Genomic DNA, 14,081 nt, shown 5'->3' on the forward strand with positions numbered 1-14,081 from the left:
CGCCCGCGCGGGCGCGGAGGGCCGTATCCACGCCTTCCAACTCGCCGACTGGACGACACCGTTGCCCGCGGGGGTGTTGAACGGCCGGGGCCAGATCGGAGACGGCACGATCGACATGCGTGCGTGGCGCGGGTGCGTGGAGGCGGCGGGCTACACCGGCCCGATCGAAGTCGAGCTGTTCAACGACGAGTTGTGGGCACGCGACGGCCGGGAGGTGCTGAAGGAGACGGCGGCGCGCTACCTGGAACACGCCGTCTGAGGGTTGTGGCCCGGACACGCCGCAAACCATTGGCCGTTCGCGTCCTCCCGGAGGGAGGCTGTCCCTCATGACGACAACTTTGATCACCGGGGCCAACAAGGGCCTCGGCCATGAGACCGCCCGCCGGCTGATCGCCGCGGGCCACACCGTCTATGTGGGAGCGCGCGACATCGAGCGGGGTACGGCGGCCGCGGCCGGGCTCGGCGCGCGGTTCGTGCAACTCGACGTCACCGACGACGCGTCGGTCGCCGCGGCGGCGGCCACCATCGAGGCCGAGGGCGGCCTGGACGTCCTGGTCAACAACGCAGGGATCGAGGTGCGCTCACCGGAGGGCGAGATCATCGGCGCGGCCGACCTGACCGCCGATGTGATGCGGGAGGTGTTCGAGACCAACGTCTTCGGCGTGGTCCGGGTGACCCACGCCTTCCTGCCGCTGCTGGAGCGCTCCGCCGCCCCGGTCGTGGTCAACGTCAGCAGCAGCCTCGCCTCGCTGGCCCAGGCCGGAAAGGGCTACCCGGGGGTCGCCTACCCGGCCTCCAAGACCACGGTCAACATGCTCACCGTGCAGTTCGCCAAGGCGTTCCCGCGACTGCGGATCAACTCCGTGGAGCCCGGCTACACCGCGACGGACCTGAACCAGCACGCGGGCATGCAGACCGTCGAGCAGGGCGCCGAGATCATCGTCCGGATGGCCCAGGTAGGCCCGGACGGCCCGACCGGCGGCTACTTCGACGCGTCGGGCCCGCTGCCCTGGTAGGCCGGGCCCGACGCCCCTGCCGCCCGGTCAGTAGCCGAGTCGGTCGATCAGCCAGCCGCCCAGTTCCTCGGTGACGGCGGTGTGCGCGGTGGTCGTGGACGAGCAGATGAAGTCGTCCAGGTCGCTCTCCTCCGGCGGGAGTTCGTCCACCTTCGCGTAGAGGTCGTCCTGCCGCTCGAAGTCGCGGACGGACACCGCGCTGACCGTCGGCACGAAGCAGATGTCCGGGTGCCGCAGGTCCACCGTGCCGCCGCCCCTCTCCAGCGCGTTGGCGAGGATGCGGTACGTGTTGAGCGTGCCGCCGGGGGCGCCGTCGACCTCCGGGAAGCCGTCGGTGGTGATCGTCTTCTCGGCCTTCGGGAAGCGCCGGTTGAGGTAGGCGGCGGTCACGTCGTCGCCCTGGGCCTGGGTGTAGAAGGTGGTGCCCGGGTAGATCCGCTCGACACGCAGCGCGGTCTCCCCGGGCCGCACCTCGGGCAGCCCCACGCCGTCCCCGCGCCCGTTGGCGACGCCGAGCAGCCGCGGGATGCGGGGCCAGCCGCCCAGCCGCGCCAGCTCGTCCAGCAGATCCTGGCGTTCCTTGGCCACCCCGACCTTGCCGGTGTCCTTGTCGTAGTGCCGCCACAGCATCTGGCGGGCGGCCGGGCTGTTCATCTGCCGGGCGAAGTCGTTGTTCGGGAACGGGATGAAGTACGAGAACGCCTGGACGCCGACGGGGATGGTGGCGCCGCGGTGCGGGGTGTCGTACGAGAAGTACGTCCCGGTGCGGTGGTCGATCCGCTGCGTCTCCATCTTGGCGAGCGCGTACCGGGTGACGAGGCCGCCCATGCTGAAGCCGCCGACGACCAGCCGTTCGTCGCCGAGCTGTTCGGCGCCGGCCCGCATGATCGCCGCGGTGGCCGCCTGGGCGTTGGTCTGGATGGCGGCGGTACGCTCGTTGAAGCCGAGCAGGATGACGTCCTTGCCGCGGCGCCGCAGTTCGCTGATGAAGCCGTAGTCGCTCTCCAGGAACTGGTAGAGCTTGTCGAGTTCGCTCCGGCCGAGGTTGAACCCGTCAGCGATGATCACGGGCCGGGTGAGCCCCCGGTTTCCCTGGCCGAGGAAGACCCAGGCGAAGCCTTCCGGCAGGCTCCACTCGTTGTCCGGGGACGGTACGTCGACCGGGTTGTGCACCCGCTGATCGAGCGGGTCGCTGATGGTCAGTCCGGCGAGTTCCGGTTCGGCCGAGTCCTGAGGCGACATGGTGGTGCTCCTAGGTGTCGTCGCGGAGGGCAAGACACCGTCATGGTGGGGCCGCGTTCAGGTCGCGCAGGGCGTGTCGTCTTGGGGGTTCATCACAAGGGATGGAACGTGCCGGAGGACCGTTTGATCCCCCGGGCACGTGCGTTCAGCCCTTGACAGCCCCGACGAACGCCGCCCAGCTGTCCACGGAGAAGAGCAGCGCCGGGCCGGAGGTGTTCTTGCTGTCGCGGACAGGGATGGTGGGGTGACCGGGGGCGACTTCGAGGCAATTGCTTTGTCCGCCGCCGCTGTAGCTGGACTTGTACCACCCGGTGAGGGCGGAGGCGGTGTGTTCATCGCTCAGCATGTGTGTATCCCTTTGCTACCGCCCTGATGAAGTCGAGCGACTTTTCCCGGGGCAGCGCTTCGCTCAGCGCAAGGTCGTAGGCCGTCCGGCACTGTGCCACCAGCGCTGGGTTCTTCATCAAGTTGCCAGTGATGAAACCTTCGACGTAGGCCACGGGGGCAGTGTGCTCGAAGCTCAGAAGCGTGAGGTCGCTCTGGGCGAGGGCATGAGCACCGGCGCCGTGCGGCAGCACGTGGAAGCGCAGGCGTCCCGCCTCGGCCATGTCCGCGATCTTGTGGAGCTGTTCGGCCATGACACGAGGACCACCTACGTGGCGCCGTAGCACCCCCTCGTCGAGGAGCGTCCATACGACAGGCTGCGACGGGTCCTCCAGGATCTGGGAGCGCCCTGTCCGGATGGCGACCGACCTGTCGAGTTCCTCGGCCGGGCAGTGGGATCGGTACCCCTTGAACACGGCGCGTGCGTACTCGGGGGTTTGGAGCATGCCGGGAACGAGCGACAGCGCGAACTGCTTGATCTGCGTTGCCTGGCGCTCCAGTTCGGACATGGCGGCGAAGTAGTTGGCCCACGTCGACGTCAGTTCCTTCAACCACCGCGTGAAGAAGTCGCCTGTGCCAAGAGCCTGATCGATCCGTTGCGCGTCGTCGGAGGTCGGCAACCTTCTTCCCGCTTCGTAGTGGCTGATGAGGGTCGGCGAGCACACGAGGTGGCGGGCCAGCTCCGCTTGGGTGAGTCCGGTTGCTGCACGACGAGTTCGGATCTCTTCCCCGAATTTCTCACGCGCTGTGCGAGGCCTACGGCCCATCGACCAACTCCCTTGCATGACAGACAGGACGTCAACTCGACCCCTCTAGAAAGCCTAGCCGTCGCCGCCTCACTCTGTGACTGGTTCACCACACACCGCAGTCACCGCACACGAATGGGCAGGTCGGCATGACAAAACTCCTCGCCTGGCTGGTCGAGCTGTTGCTTCACGGACGGCGCCGCCGCAGGCCGCTGTACCCGCCGTACTCCTGCCCGTACGTCGGCGCGGCCACGACCTACCACCGCGGCCAAGCCCCCCTCCGTGGCGAGGACAGCCGACTCGTCCGCCCCTACCTCGACCTCGTGGAGATCTACGCATGAAGGAACGCCTGCTTCCCTGGGCCGGTTCGGACGGGAAACCCTGCTACGTCATCGGCGACGGCGTCGGGTATGTCTCCCGCGTCGCGGACCAGGTCGAGAGCGTGCAACTCGGCATGGCCTGCCGTCTGTTGGGCCACACCGCCGAACTGCTTGCCGAGCAGGAGAAGCAGCTCACCAACGAGGAGCTGCACTACCTGGTCCGGCGCTTTGTCGAGTCCCTGACGGAGGTCAAGCGAATCGCGGAGAGCAGGGGCGTGAGGGCGGCCGTCGCGGCCGATCGTGGAGACTTGACCGGATGATCACGATATCGACCCTCCGCCGTACCGCCGCGCTCACCGTCCCGCTGCTGCTCGGCGCCGCCCTGACCGGCTGTGCCGACAAGCACCTGGACTACCTGACGGACTACTCGAACCACCGTCCCCTGCGCGTCACCGGCTACCCGAGCACCGACAGCCTGGAAGCCGTCCAGAAGATCGTCTGGCGGCTGGCCGACGGGGACGTCGACGGTCTCGCCGCTCTGAACACCGAGGGCGGTGACGCGATGCCCGCGGCCCGTGCCTGGATCAAGGAGTACGGCAAGGCGGCCCGCGGCGAGGTGTCGGCCGACTTCGAGGAGGACTTCGCCGCACGGCAACTGGTCGTCCTCCACTTCACCGGCCCGGGTCGCACCGAGACGATCACGGTGCGACCCGGCCCGCACGACACCTGGGGAATCGTGCTCGTGAATCCCGAGCCGAAGGATGTCAAGAAGTCCGGCCCCGCTCCGACTACCCGGTGAAGGGCCCCCGCAGGGGTCCGTGAACCATGAGGAGTACGCCATGCAGTTCCTGATCTGCCTGCACATCAACCCCGCCGTCCTGGACGCGCTGACCGACGACGAGAAGACCGCGGTCCAGGAGGGGCACGGGAAGTTCATCGAGACGCTGAAGGAGTCCGGCGAGCTGCTCACCACGCAGGCGCTGGCCGACCCCTCCCGGTCCGCCGTCGTCACCGTGCGCGGCGGGAGGACGGTCGTCACCGACGGCCCCTTCCTGGAGGCCAAGGAGCACCTGGGCGGCTTCTACCTGGTCGACTGCGAGGACCGGGAGCGGGCGATCGAGCTGGCCGCGCTGATCCCGGACGCCGGGATCGAGGGGCTGGGTGTCGAGGTGCGCCAGGTGATGTTCGCCTGCGGACAATTGGAGGCATGAGCACACCCAGCCCGGCATCGGACGTCGAGGGCCTGCTGCGCGACCTCGCGCCGCGGGTCCTCGGCGCGCTGGTCCGCAGGAACGGCCGGTTCGAGGACTGCGAGGACGCCGTGCAGGAAGCCGTCCTCGCCGCCACCACCCAGTGGCCGGCCGAGGGCGTGCCCGGCAACCCGCGCGGCTGGCTGACCACCGTCGCCGCCCGCCGGCTGATCGACCAGGCGCGCAGTGATCTCGCCCGGCGGGAGCGGGAGGCCGCGACCGCCGCCGAGGTCGGCCCCGGCGAGGTGCCGGACACCGACGACACGCTGCTCCTGCTGTTCCTGTGCTGCCATCCGACGCTGACCCCGGCCTCCCAGACCGCCCTCACCCTGCGCGCCGTCGGCGGTCTGACCACGGCCGAGATCGCCGGTGCCTTCCTGGTGCCGGAGGCCACGATGGCGGTCCGGATCAGCCGGGCCAAGCAGCGGGTCAGGGCGGCGGGCAGCACCTTCGGGACCCCGGAAGGACCGGAACTCCAGGAGCGGCTGCCGGTCGTCCTGCACGTCCTGTACCTGATCTTCAACGAGGGGTACACCGCCTCCTCGGGCGACCGCCTGGACCGCCCCGACCTCGCCCACGAGGCCGTCCGGCTCACCCGGGCCGTACACACCCGGCTCCCCGAGGACGGCGAGGTCACCGGGCTGCTCGCCCTGATGCTGCTGACCGAGGCCCGGCGCCCGGCCCGTACCACCCCCTCCGGCGACCTGGTGCCGCTGGCGGAACAGGACCGTACGGCATGGGACCGCACCCTGATCGAGGAGGGCACCGCACTGGTCAGGACGGCCCTCGCCGGACCGGCCCTCGGCCCCTATCTGCTCCAGGCCGCCATCGCCGCGACGCACGCCGACGCGGCCAAGGCCGAGGAGACCAACTGGGCGCAGGTGCACGCCCTTTACCTCATCCTGGAGCGGATCGCGCCCAACCCGATGGTCACCCTCAACCGCGCCATCGCCCTCGCCGAGACCGAGGGCCCCGAGGCCGGGCTCACCCTCCTCGCCACCCTGGACGGCGACGACCGCATGGCCCGCCACCACCGGCTGCTGTCCGTCCGGGCGCACCTGCTGGAACGCGCCGGTGACACCCAGGGGGCGTACGACCACTACCGGCGCGCCGCCAAGGCCACGGCCAGCCTCGCCGAACAGCGCTATCTCCAGGCGCGGGCGGCCCGGCTCAGCGGGGGGACATCCGGCGGTACGCCCGGCCCCGGAAGAAGAGGATGACGAAAGTGATCGCGGCGATGAAGCAGATCATCAGGCCGCAGGCCAGCAGGGCGAACCCCGCCTCGCTGATGCCTGGCACGTCGGTCACCGTCGCCATGCCCGCGACGGTCCGCTCCCTGCGCTCGTGGTCGGGATGGTCCGCGATGTAGAGGACCTGCCCGGCGATCGCCAGCACACAGAGCGCCGCCCAGGCCAGGAGCCAGCCGCCCGTCCTGCCCCACCAGGGGATCCGCGGGCGCAGGGCGACCTGCGGGCAGCGGGCCAGCATGACCCGCCCCAGGTCCCCGGCGTACGCGGCGAGCCCGTCCGTCCGCAGCCGGCGGCCGTCGTCGAAGGCGATCTCGACGCGGTAGCCGTTGCCCAGCCGGGTCGCGAGGCGGTTCACGGCGTCGCCCTCGATGTGAAGGGCGGTGACGCGGTCCCAGGTCCAGCCGTCGGCCCCCCGCCGGGAGCCGTGGACCAGGCCCAGCTCCCGCACCTCGAAGTACTCCCCGGGCGCGCCGCGCAGCGCCCGCCAGATCTGGACCGCCGCGATCCATACGGCGCCCAGCGCGAGACCGATCAGCAGGCCGATCGCGCGGTTGCCGCCGGCGGACCCCCCGCTGGTGGTGAAGGCGCCCCACACCCCGAGCCAGCCCGCCGGGACGGCGACGACCAGGGCCCAGGCGGCGTTCACCCACCGCTTGCGGTGGTCGACCGGATGCCGGCTGAGCACCGGACCGAGCCGGTCGGGAGCGCTCGCTCCCTCGATAGCAGTCACCGGCCAAGTCAAACACCGCCGGTACGGATGCTCAACACCCGTTTCCGTCAGCGGTGTTGCCCCCCTTCGCCGCGTTCCCTAGAAGAACACCCCGCACCGCAGCAGCACATTGGCGTACGGGCTCGCCTCGCCGGTGCGCACGATCAGCCGCGCCCCCGCCGACAACTCCTTGAGCCGCTCGTGCGGGACGAAGTCCAGGTTGGCGAACTGCCGCTCCACCAGGTCGAGATGGGTGCCGCGCAGCTCCTCCGCGACCGTGGCGCCCTCCAGGACCAGCTCGTCCACCAGACCGGCGAAGACCTCCGCGAAGGACGGCACACCGGCCCGGAAGGCCAGGTCCACCACGCGCGGACCGCTGGGGATCGGCATGCCCGCGTCGCAGACCAGCACCTCGTCCCCGTGCCCCAACTCGGCCAGCGCGCCCGCCAGATGGCGGTTCAGGATGCCCGACTTCTTCACAGCTGCTCGACCTCCCCGGCCGTCGGGTACGACTCCTGCGCCCCCGCCCTCGTCACGGCCGCCGCGCCGACCCGGGCCGCGTAGCCCGCCGCCTCGGCGAGGGCCGCGCCCGCGCCCAGCTTCCAGGCCAGGGCGGCCGTGAAGGCGTCGCCCGCGCCCGTGGTGTCCACCGCGTCGACCTTCACCGACGCCACCCGGGCCGCGCCCGAGCCGTCGTGCACCAGCGCGCCCTCGGCGCCGAGCGTGACCACGACCGAGCGCGGGCCCATCGCCAGCAGCCCGCGCGCCCAGTCCGCGGGCTCCGCCCCGGCGTCCGCGCCCAGGATCACCCGGGCCTCGTGCTCGTTGACGATCAGCGGGTCGCAGGCCGCCAGCACCTCGGCGGGCAGCGGGCGCGGCGGGGAGGGGTTGAGCACGAACCGGGTGCCGGGCGGCAGGTTCCGTACGACCTCCGCCACCGTCTCCAGCGGGATCTCCAGCTGCGCCGAGACCACGCGCGCCGCCCGGAGCAGCGCGGCGGACTCCCGGACGTCCACCGGGGTGAGGCGGGCGTTCGCGCCGGGCGACACCACGATGCTGTTGTCCCCGGACGGGTCGACGGTGATCAGCGCGACCCCGGTCGGCGCCCCGCCCTCCAGCACGCCCGACGGGTCGACCCCGGCCGAGCGCAGGGAGTCGAGCAGCAGCCGGCCGTGGCCGTCCTCGCCGACGCGCGCCAGCAGGGCCGTACGGGCGCCCAGTCGGGCCGCGGCGACCGCCTGGTTGGCGCCCTTGCCGCCCGGATGCGTGGACAGATCCCCGCCGAGCACCGTCTCACCGGCGGCCGGCCGTCGCTCGACCCCGATCACCAGGTCGGCGTTGGCCGAACCCACGACCAACAGGTCGTAGTCGTACATCAGTTGACTCCCATGAACCCTTTGAATCCGATGCGTCCGCTGAATCCGATGCGTCCGCGAACCCGGGGAACGAGCCCGGGCGGACGGTCGCCCCCAGGGTGCCCCGAGGGTGCCCCCATGGTGTACGACCGCCCGCCCGAGCCTTCCCCGCCCGCTCCGTCAGCCGGTGAACCCGGCCACGTTGTCCTTCGTGACCACCTTGACCGGCACCTTCACCGTCTGCTCCACCTTCTTGCCCTGGGACGCCTTGAGCGCGTTGTCCACGGCGATCCGGCCGAGCTGGGTCGGCTGCTGCGCGACGGAGGCGTACAGCGTGCCCGCCTTGACCGCGTTCAGGCCGTCCGGGGTGCCGTCGAAGCCGACCACCGGCACCGACGTACCGGCCTTGGAACCCAGCGCCTTGATCGCGCCGAGCGCCATCTCGTCGTTGGCGGCGATGACGCCCTGCACGTCCGGGTGGGCCTGGAGCAGGTTCGACATCACATCGAGGCCCTTGGTGCGGTCGAAGTCGGCGGGCTGCTGGGCGACCACCTTGATGCCCGGGTACGCCTTCAGCCCGTTGGCGAAGCCCTGCGCACGCTCACGCGCCGCCGAGGTGCCCGCCTGACCCTGGAGGATCACGATCTTGCCCTTGCCGCCCAGCTTCTCGGCGATCGTCTTGGCCGCCTGCTCGCCGCCGGCGATGTTGTCCGAGGCCACCAGGGCGTCCACGGCGGCCTTGTTGACCCCGCGGTCGACCGCGATCACCGGGATCTTCGCCTTGTCGGCGGCCTTGACCGAGTTGCTCGCCGCGTCCGAGTCCACGGGGTTGACGATGATCGCGTCAAGGCTCGAACTGGTGAAGTTCTGGAGCTGGTTGGCCTGCTGGGAGGCGTCGTTCTGCGCGTCGGTGACCGTCAGGTCCACGCCCAGCTTCTTCGCCTCGGCCTGCGCGCCGGAGCGGACGCCCACGAAGAACGGGTTGTTGAGGGTCGACAGCGACAGGCCCACCTTCGGGTTCGCCGAGGCCGAGGAGCCGTTGTGCAGGAAGGAGGTCGCGCCGACGATCGCCACCGTCACCACGGCCGCGAGCCCGTACGTCGCCGCCTGCCTGCCCTTGTTGCCGCCGCCACCGGAGGTCACCGGGGTGGCACCCGCCTTGCGGCGCACCGTGTCGAGCAGCACCGCCAGCGCGATGACGACACCGATCACGACCTGCTGCCAGAACGCGGAGACGTTCAGCAGGTTCAGGCCGTTGCGCAGCACCGCGAGGATCAGCGCGCCGACCAGGGTGCCGGACGCCTTGCCGGTGCCGCCCGCGAGCGAGGCACCGCCGATGACGACGGCCGCGATCGCGTCCAGCTCATAGCCGTCGGCGGCCTGCGGCTGCGCGGAGGACAGCCGGGAGGCCAGCACGATGCCCGCCACCGCCGCGAACACACCGGACAGGGCGTAGATCGCGAGCTTCTGCTTCTTGACCCGCAGGCCCGAAAGGCGCGCGGCCTCCTCATTGCCACCGATCGCGTACATGGAGCGGCCGATGTAGGTGCGGCCGAGCACGAACGCGGCCAGCAGCCCCATCACGATCATCACCAGGACCGGCACCGGCAGCCAGTCGCCGAGCGTGTCACCGAGGTGCGAGACCGAGTCCGGGAACGGGATCGGCACACCACCGGAGATCACCAGCGAAAGACCGCGTCCCACCGACAGCATCGCGAGCGTCGCGATGAACGGCGGCAGCTTGCCGTAGGCGATGAGGAAACCGTTCACCAGACCGGCCGCGACGCCCGTGGCCACCGCCAGGACGACGGCCAGCGCGACCGGCACCCCGTGCTGGGTGGCGCTCCACGCCAGCACCGTCGCCGACAGCGCGGCCACCGAGCCGACCGACAGGTCGATGCCCGCGGCCACGATCACGAAGGTGACACCGAAGGCCAGGATCGCCGTCACGGCCGCCTGGACACCGATGTTCAGCAGGTTGTCCGTCGTCAGGAAGTCACCGGACAGCGCCGACAGGGCGATGACCAGGACGATCAGCGCGGTCAGCGCGCCGTTGTCGAGCAGCAGCCGGCGTAGGCCGCCCGGGGCGCCACTCGCTCCCGTCGTGCTCTTGAGCGTGTCAGTGGCCACGGGTGGCCTCCTTCGCGGTGGTGTCGTTCGTGTTGCCGGTGGTGGGGTTGGATACGGCGAGCGCCATCACGGCGTCCTGGGTGGCCTCGTCGGCCGCGAGTTCTCCGGCGATCCGGCCCTGGGCCATCACCAGCACCCGGTCGCTCATGCCGAGCACCTCGGGCAGATCGCTGGAGATCATCAGTACGGCGGCACCGGCGGCCGTCAGCTCGTTGATCAGCTGGTAGATCTCGACCTTGGCGCCGACGTCGATACCGCGCGTCGGCTCGTCGAGGATCAGCACCTTGGTGTCGGCCAGCAGCCACTTGCCGATGACGACCTTCTGCTGGTTGCCGCCGGACAGCGTGCGCACATGCTGACCGAGCCCGGCCATCCGCACCCCCAGCTGACCGGCGATCCGCTCCGCCGCCACGTGCTGCGCCTTGCGGTCGACCAGTCCGGCACGGGTCGCGGCCCGCATGGTCACCAGGCCCAGGTTCTCCTCGACCGAGGCGTCCAGCACGAGGCCCTGCCCCTTGCGGTCCTCGGGCACGAGCCCGATCCCGGCCGCCATCGCGGCGTTCACATCGGAGCGCCGCAGCGCGCTGCCGCCGACCTTCACGGCCCCGTCGTCGTACGGGTCCGCGCCGAACACGGCCCGTACGACCTCGGTCCGCCCGGCGCCCACCAGCCCGGCGATGCCGACGACCTCACCGGCGTGCACCTCGAAGCTCACATCGTGGAAGACACCGTTGCGCGTCAGCCCCTCGACACTGAGCAACGCGGCGCCCTTGTCCGGGCGTTGGCGCGGATACTGCTGCTCGATGGAGCGCCCGACCATGAGCCGTACCAGCTCGTCCTCGGGGGTGGCGGCGGGCACCTGGCCCACGCTCTTGCCGTCCCGGATGACGGTGACCCGGTCGCCCAGGGCGGCGATCTCGTCGAGGTGGTGCGTGATGAAGACGATCCCCACGCCGTCCGCCCGCAGCTGCCGCACGATGGCGAAGAGCTTGTCGACCTCCTCCGAGGTCAGCACGGCGGTCGGCTCGTCCATGATGAGCACCCGCGCGTCCAGGCTGAGCGCCTTGGCGATCTCCACCATCTGGAGCCGGGCGATGCCCAGTTCCCGCACCCGGGCCCGGGGCGACACCTGCACGCCGACCCGCTCCAGGAGCTTCGCGGCCTCGGCCTCCATCCGCTTCCGGTCGATCATCCCGAGGCGGCGCGGCTGCCGGCCGAGGAAGATGTTCTCGGCGACGGTCAGGTCCGGAACCAGGTTGAACTCCTGGTAGATGGTGGCGATCCCGAGCCGCTCGGAGTCCTGCGCACCATGGATGCGGGTCTCCTGACCGCCGACGAGGATCCGCCCGGCGTCGGGCGTATAGGCGCCGGAGAGCATCTTGATGAGCGTGCTCTTGCCGGCGCCGTTCTCACCGAGCAGCACATGCACCTCGCCCCGGCGCAGGTCGAAGTCGACACCGTCGAGCGCGACCACGCCGGGAAAGGTCTTGCGTATGCCCTCGATGCGCAGCAACTCGTCCGGGTTGCTCACGTCGTGCTCCTTTGCACTGGGGGGAGGGACGGGGTGGGGATGATGCGGGCCGTCTCCGGCGCCTCACCGCAGGAGCGGCGTACGACCAGCCGGGCGGCGAGGGTGACGGACGCGGCCGGCCGCCCCTCGATCCGGTCGACCAGGGCGCGTACGGCGGCCCGGCCCAACTCGCCGGTGGGCTGGGCGATCGCGGTGACCGGGGGATCGGTGTGCACGAACCACGGGATGTCGTCGAACGCGGCGAGCGCGATGTCGTCCGGCACCCGCAGCCCGCGCGCCCGGACGGCGTCCAGGGCACCGAGCGCCATCAGATTGTCCGCCGCGAAGACGGCGTCCGGCGGCTCGGGAAGATCGAGGAACCCCTCGGTGACCCGGCGCCCGCTGGCGGCCTGGAAGTCGCCCTGGCCGATGTAGACGTCGGGCAGCGGAAGCCCGTACGCGGCCAGCGCGGCGCGGAACGCCTCGACGCGCTCGCTGCCGGTGGTGGTCGCGGCGGGCCCCGCGATGATCGCGACCCGCCGGTGCCCGAGGGCGTGCAGATGCGCGACGAGGTCCTGTACGGCGGCCCGTCCGTCGGCGCGTACGACGGGGACGTCGACGCCGGGGATCCAGCGGTCCACGAACACCATGGGGGTACCGGCGCGGGCGGCGTCCAGCATCAGCGGGGAGCCGCCGTCGGTGGGGGAGACGAGGAGCCCGTCGATCCGCCGGTCGAGCAGGTTCCGTACGTGGTGGTCCTGGAGGTCGGGCCGCTCGTCGGCGTTCCCGATGATGACGCTGTACCCGAGCGCCCGCGCCTCCTCCTCCACCGAGCGGGCCAGTTCGGTGAAGTAGGGGTTCAGCACATCGCTGATGACGAGGCCGAGGGTGTGGGTCTGATCGGTGCGCAGCGAACGCGCCACGGCGTTCGGGCGGTACCCCAGCGACTCCACGGCGGCCAGCACCCGGGCCCGGGCGTCCGCACTCACGGACGGATGCGCGTTCAGCACCCGCGAAACCGTCGCGACGGACACGCCCGCCGCGGCGGCGACGTCCTTGATGCTCGCCACCTCCGGCCCACCTCCTTGTGAACTCGTGACGCTTGGAATCGATTACATCGAGACGAGAAACGATTGGAATCGATTACATGAGCGGTGACAAGGGGGTGAGGATGGCCGAAACGGAATCGTGACCTGGCGTGAAAGTGCGGTACTTGGGGGGCCGCCCGCCCCTTCCGGGATGCGACCAGAGAGGGCGGGCGGGGGCGGCGGGCTGCGGATCAGGGCAGGAGGACGACCTTGCCCCGGACGCGGCGGGACTCGATGTCGGCGTGGGCGCGGGCGGCGTCCGCCAGCGGGTAGGTGCCGCCCAGCGGGAGGACGAGCCTGCCCGCGGCCGCCGCCGCGACCAGTTCCGGCAGGGCCTCCGGGAGCCGGTCGGCCGGGCCGCCGGTGCTGAAGCGCACGCCGTGCCGGGCCGCGGACATGTCGGCGATGGTGAGCACCCGCGCGGCGTCCCCGGTCAGCGCGACCGAGTCGGCCAGTACGCCCGCGCCGGAGCAGTCGAGGACCCGGTCCACCCCCTGTGGCGCGGCGGCCCGCACCCGCTCCGCCCAGCCCTCCCCGTACGACACGGCGGTGGCGCCGAGTCCGGTGAGCCCTTCGACGTCGTGCTCCCCGGCGGTGGCGACCACGGTGATGCCCCGGGCCGTGGCGAGCTGGACGGCGAGGATGCCGACGCTGCCGCCCGCACCGTGGATCAGCAGGGTCTCGCCCGCCCGGGGGTCCAGCTGGTGCAGCGCGCGGTAGGCGGTCTCGCCCACCGTCACCAGTGCGGCGGCGGTCTCGAAGGAGATCTCCGCGGGCTTGGGGACCGGCCGCTCCAGCAGGGCGTACTCGCTGTAGCCGCCGTTCGGGGTGGCGCCGAGGACCTCGTCGCCGACCCGCGCGTCGGCGCCCTCACCCGCCTTGTCGACGACGCCGGCCACATCGAGGCCCGGCCGTACCGGGAACTCGGCGGGGAATGCCTTGGCCATCGCGCCGGAACGGATCTTCAGGTCGATCGGATTGACCGCGGCCGCCCTGACCTTGATCCGGACCTGGCCCGGCCCCGGCTCGGGCACGTCGGTCTCGGAGAGGGTCAGCACGTCGGGGCCGGGCCAGGTCCGGA

General features: G+C 71.3%; 17 protein-coding genes. 7 read left to right on the forward strand and 10 right to left on the reverse strand.

The window, feature by feature from the left end:
- The coding region (locus CCN72_RS20305; protein WP_143664145.1) for a TIM barrel protein at positions 1-259 on the forward strand (259 nt) is incomplete at its 5' end.
- 67 nt (positions 260-326) lie between these two features.
- On the forward strand, positions 327-1,016 hold the full coding sequence (locus tag CCN72_RS20310) for an SDR family NAD(P)-dependent oxidoreductase (protein WP_086808750.1): 690 nt from the start codon (positions 327-329) through the stop codon (positions 1,014-1,016).
- A gap of 27 nt (positions 1,017-1,043) precedes the next feature.
- On the opposite strand, the gene CCN72_RS20315 is transcribed toward CCN72_RS20310, so the two are convergent.
- The 3 genes from CCN72_RS20315 to CCN72_RS20325 all read right to left on the reverse strand — a co-directional run bounded on the left by CCN72_RS20315 (position 1,044) and on the right by CCN72_RS20325 (position 3,409).
- Positions 1,044-2,258, reverse strand: coding sequence for a lipase family protein (locus tag CCN72_RS20315; RefSeq protein WP_208638051.1), 1,215 nt, complete (start codon positions 2,256-2,258; stop codon positions 1,044-1,046).
- Between the two features lie 145 nt (positions 2,259-2,403).
- Positions 2,404-2,604, reverse strand: coding sequence for a DUF397 domain-containing protein (locus tag CCN72_RS20320; protein ID WP_086808751.1), 201 nt, complete (start codon positions 2,602-2,604; stop codon positions 2,404-2,406).
- A complete protein-coding gene (locus CCN72_RS20325) occupies positions 2,591-3,409 on the reverse strand; it encodes a helix-turn-helix domain-containing protein (protein WP_086808752.1) in 819 nt (272 codons plus the stop codon). The genes CCN72_RS20320 and CCN72_RS20325 overlap by 14 nt, the downstream gene beginning before the upstream one ends.
- A 128-nt stretch (positions 3,410-3,537) precedes the next feature.
- On the opposite strand from CCN72_RS20325, the gene CCN72_RS20330 reads away from it, so the two are divergent.
- From CCN72_RS20330 to CCN72_RS20350, 5 genes are read left to right on the forward strand one after another with little or no spacing between them, the layout of a single operon-like run.
- The gene (locus CCN72_RS20330) at positions 3,538-3,729 is read left to right on the forward strand and encodes a hypothetical protein (RefSeq protein ID WP_086808753.1); all 192 of its coding nucleotides are present in this window, start codon (positions 3,538-3,540) and stop codon (positions 3,727-3,729) included.
- Positions 3,726-4,028 carry a hypothetical protein gene (locus tag CCN72_RS20335; protein ID WP_086808754.1) on the forward strand — a complete coding sequence of 101 codons (303 nt, stop codon included), beginning with the start codon at positions 3,726-3,728 and terminating at the stop codon, positions 4,026-4,028. Before CCN72_RS20330 ends, CCN72_RS20335 begins: the two co-directional genes overlap by 4 nt.
- A complete protein-coding gene (locus tag CCN72_RS20340; RefSeq protein WP_086808755.1) occupies positions 4,025-4,507 on the forward strand; it encodes a hypothetical protein in 483 nt (160 codons plus the stop codon). Before CCN72_RS20335 ends, CCN72_RS20340 begins: the two co-directional genes overlap by 4 nt.
- A gap of 40 nt (positions 4,508-4,547) precedes the next feature.
- On the forward strand, positions 4,548-4,919 hold the full coding sequence (locus CCN72_RS20345; protein WP_086808756.1) for a YciI family protein: 372 nt from the start codon (positions 4,548-4,550) through the stop codon (positions 4,917-4,919).
- Positions 4,916-6,178: an RNA polymerase sigma factor gene (locus CCN72_RS20350; protein WP_086808757.1), complete on the forward strand. Its 1,263-nt coding sequence runs from the start codon at positions 4,916-4,918 to the stop codon at positions 6,176-6,178. The genes CCN72_RS20345 and CCN72_RS20350 overlap by 4 nt, the downstream gene beginning before the upstream one ends.
- Here the strand turns inward: CCN72_RS20350 and CCN72_RS20355 are convergent.
- From CCN72_RS20355 to CCN72_RS20385, 7 genes are all read right to left on the reverse strand, one after another.
- Positions 6,129-6,938 carry a hypothetical protein gene (locus tag CCN72_RS20355; RefSeq protein WP_143664146.1) on the reverse strand — a complete coding sequence of 270 codons (810 nt, stop codon included), beginning with the start codon at positions 6,936-6,938 and terminating at the stop codon, positions 6,129-6,131. The genes CCN72_RS20350 and CCN72_RS20355 overlap by 50 nt on opposite strands.
- Positions 6,939-7,016: 78 nt before the next feature.
- Positions 7,017-7,397 (reverse strand): D-ribose pyranase, encoded by a 381-nt coding sequence (rbsD, locus tag CCN72_RS20360; protein WP_086808759.1) that lies wholly within the window; start codon positions 7,395-7,397, stop codon positions 7,017-7,019.
- Positions 7,394-8,293 carry a ribokinase gene (locus tag CCN72_RS20365; RefSeq protein ID WP_086808760.1) on the reverse strand — a complete coding sequence of 300 codons (900 nt, stop codon included), beginning with the start codon at positions 8,291-8,293 and terminating at the stop codon, positions 7,394-7,396. The genes rbsD and CCN72_RS20365 overlap by 4 nt, the downstream gene beginning before the upstream one ends.
- 159 nt (positions 8,294-8,452) lie before the next feature.
- Complete coding sequence (locus tag CCN72_RS20370) at positions 8,453-10,402, reverse strand: ABC transporter permease/substrate-binding protein (RefSeq protein WP_086808761.1); 1,950 nt, start codon at positions 10,400-10,402, stop codon at positions 8,453-8,455.
- Positions 10,392-11,933, reverse strand: coding sequence for a sugar ABC transporter ATP-binding protein (locus CCN72_RS20375; RefSeq protein WP_086808762.1), 1,542 nt, complete (start codon positions 11,931-11,933; stop codon positions 10,392-10,394). The genes CCN72_RS20370 and CCN72_RS20375 overlap by 11 nt, the downstream gene beginning before the upstream one ends.
- On the reverse strand, positions 11,930-12,982 hold the full coding sequence (locus tag CCN72_RS20380; RefSeq protein ID WP_037651650.1) for a LacI family DNA-binding transcriptional regulator: 1,053 nt from the start codon (positions 12,980-12,982) through the stop codon (positions 11,930-11,932). The genes CCN72_RS20375 and CCN72_RS20380 overlap by 4 nt, the downstream gene beginning before the upstream one ends.
- Positions 12,983-13,191: 209 nt before the next feature.
- Positions 13,192-14,058 (reverse strand): NADP-dependent oxidoreductase, encoded by an 867-nt coding sequence (locus CCN72_RS20385; RefSeq protein ID WP_425276159.1) that lies wholly within the window; start codon positions 14,056-14,058, stop codon positions 13,192-13,194.
- Between the last annotated feature and the right edge of the window lie 23 nt (positions 14,059-14,081).

It is taken from the genome of Streptomyces murinus, from assembly GCF_002154555.1.
In the GTDB taxonomy this organism is placed as follows: Bacteria; Actinomycetota; Actinomycetes; order Streptomycetales; family Streptomycetaceae; genus Streptomyces; species Streptomyces murinus.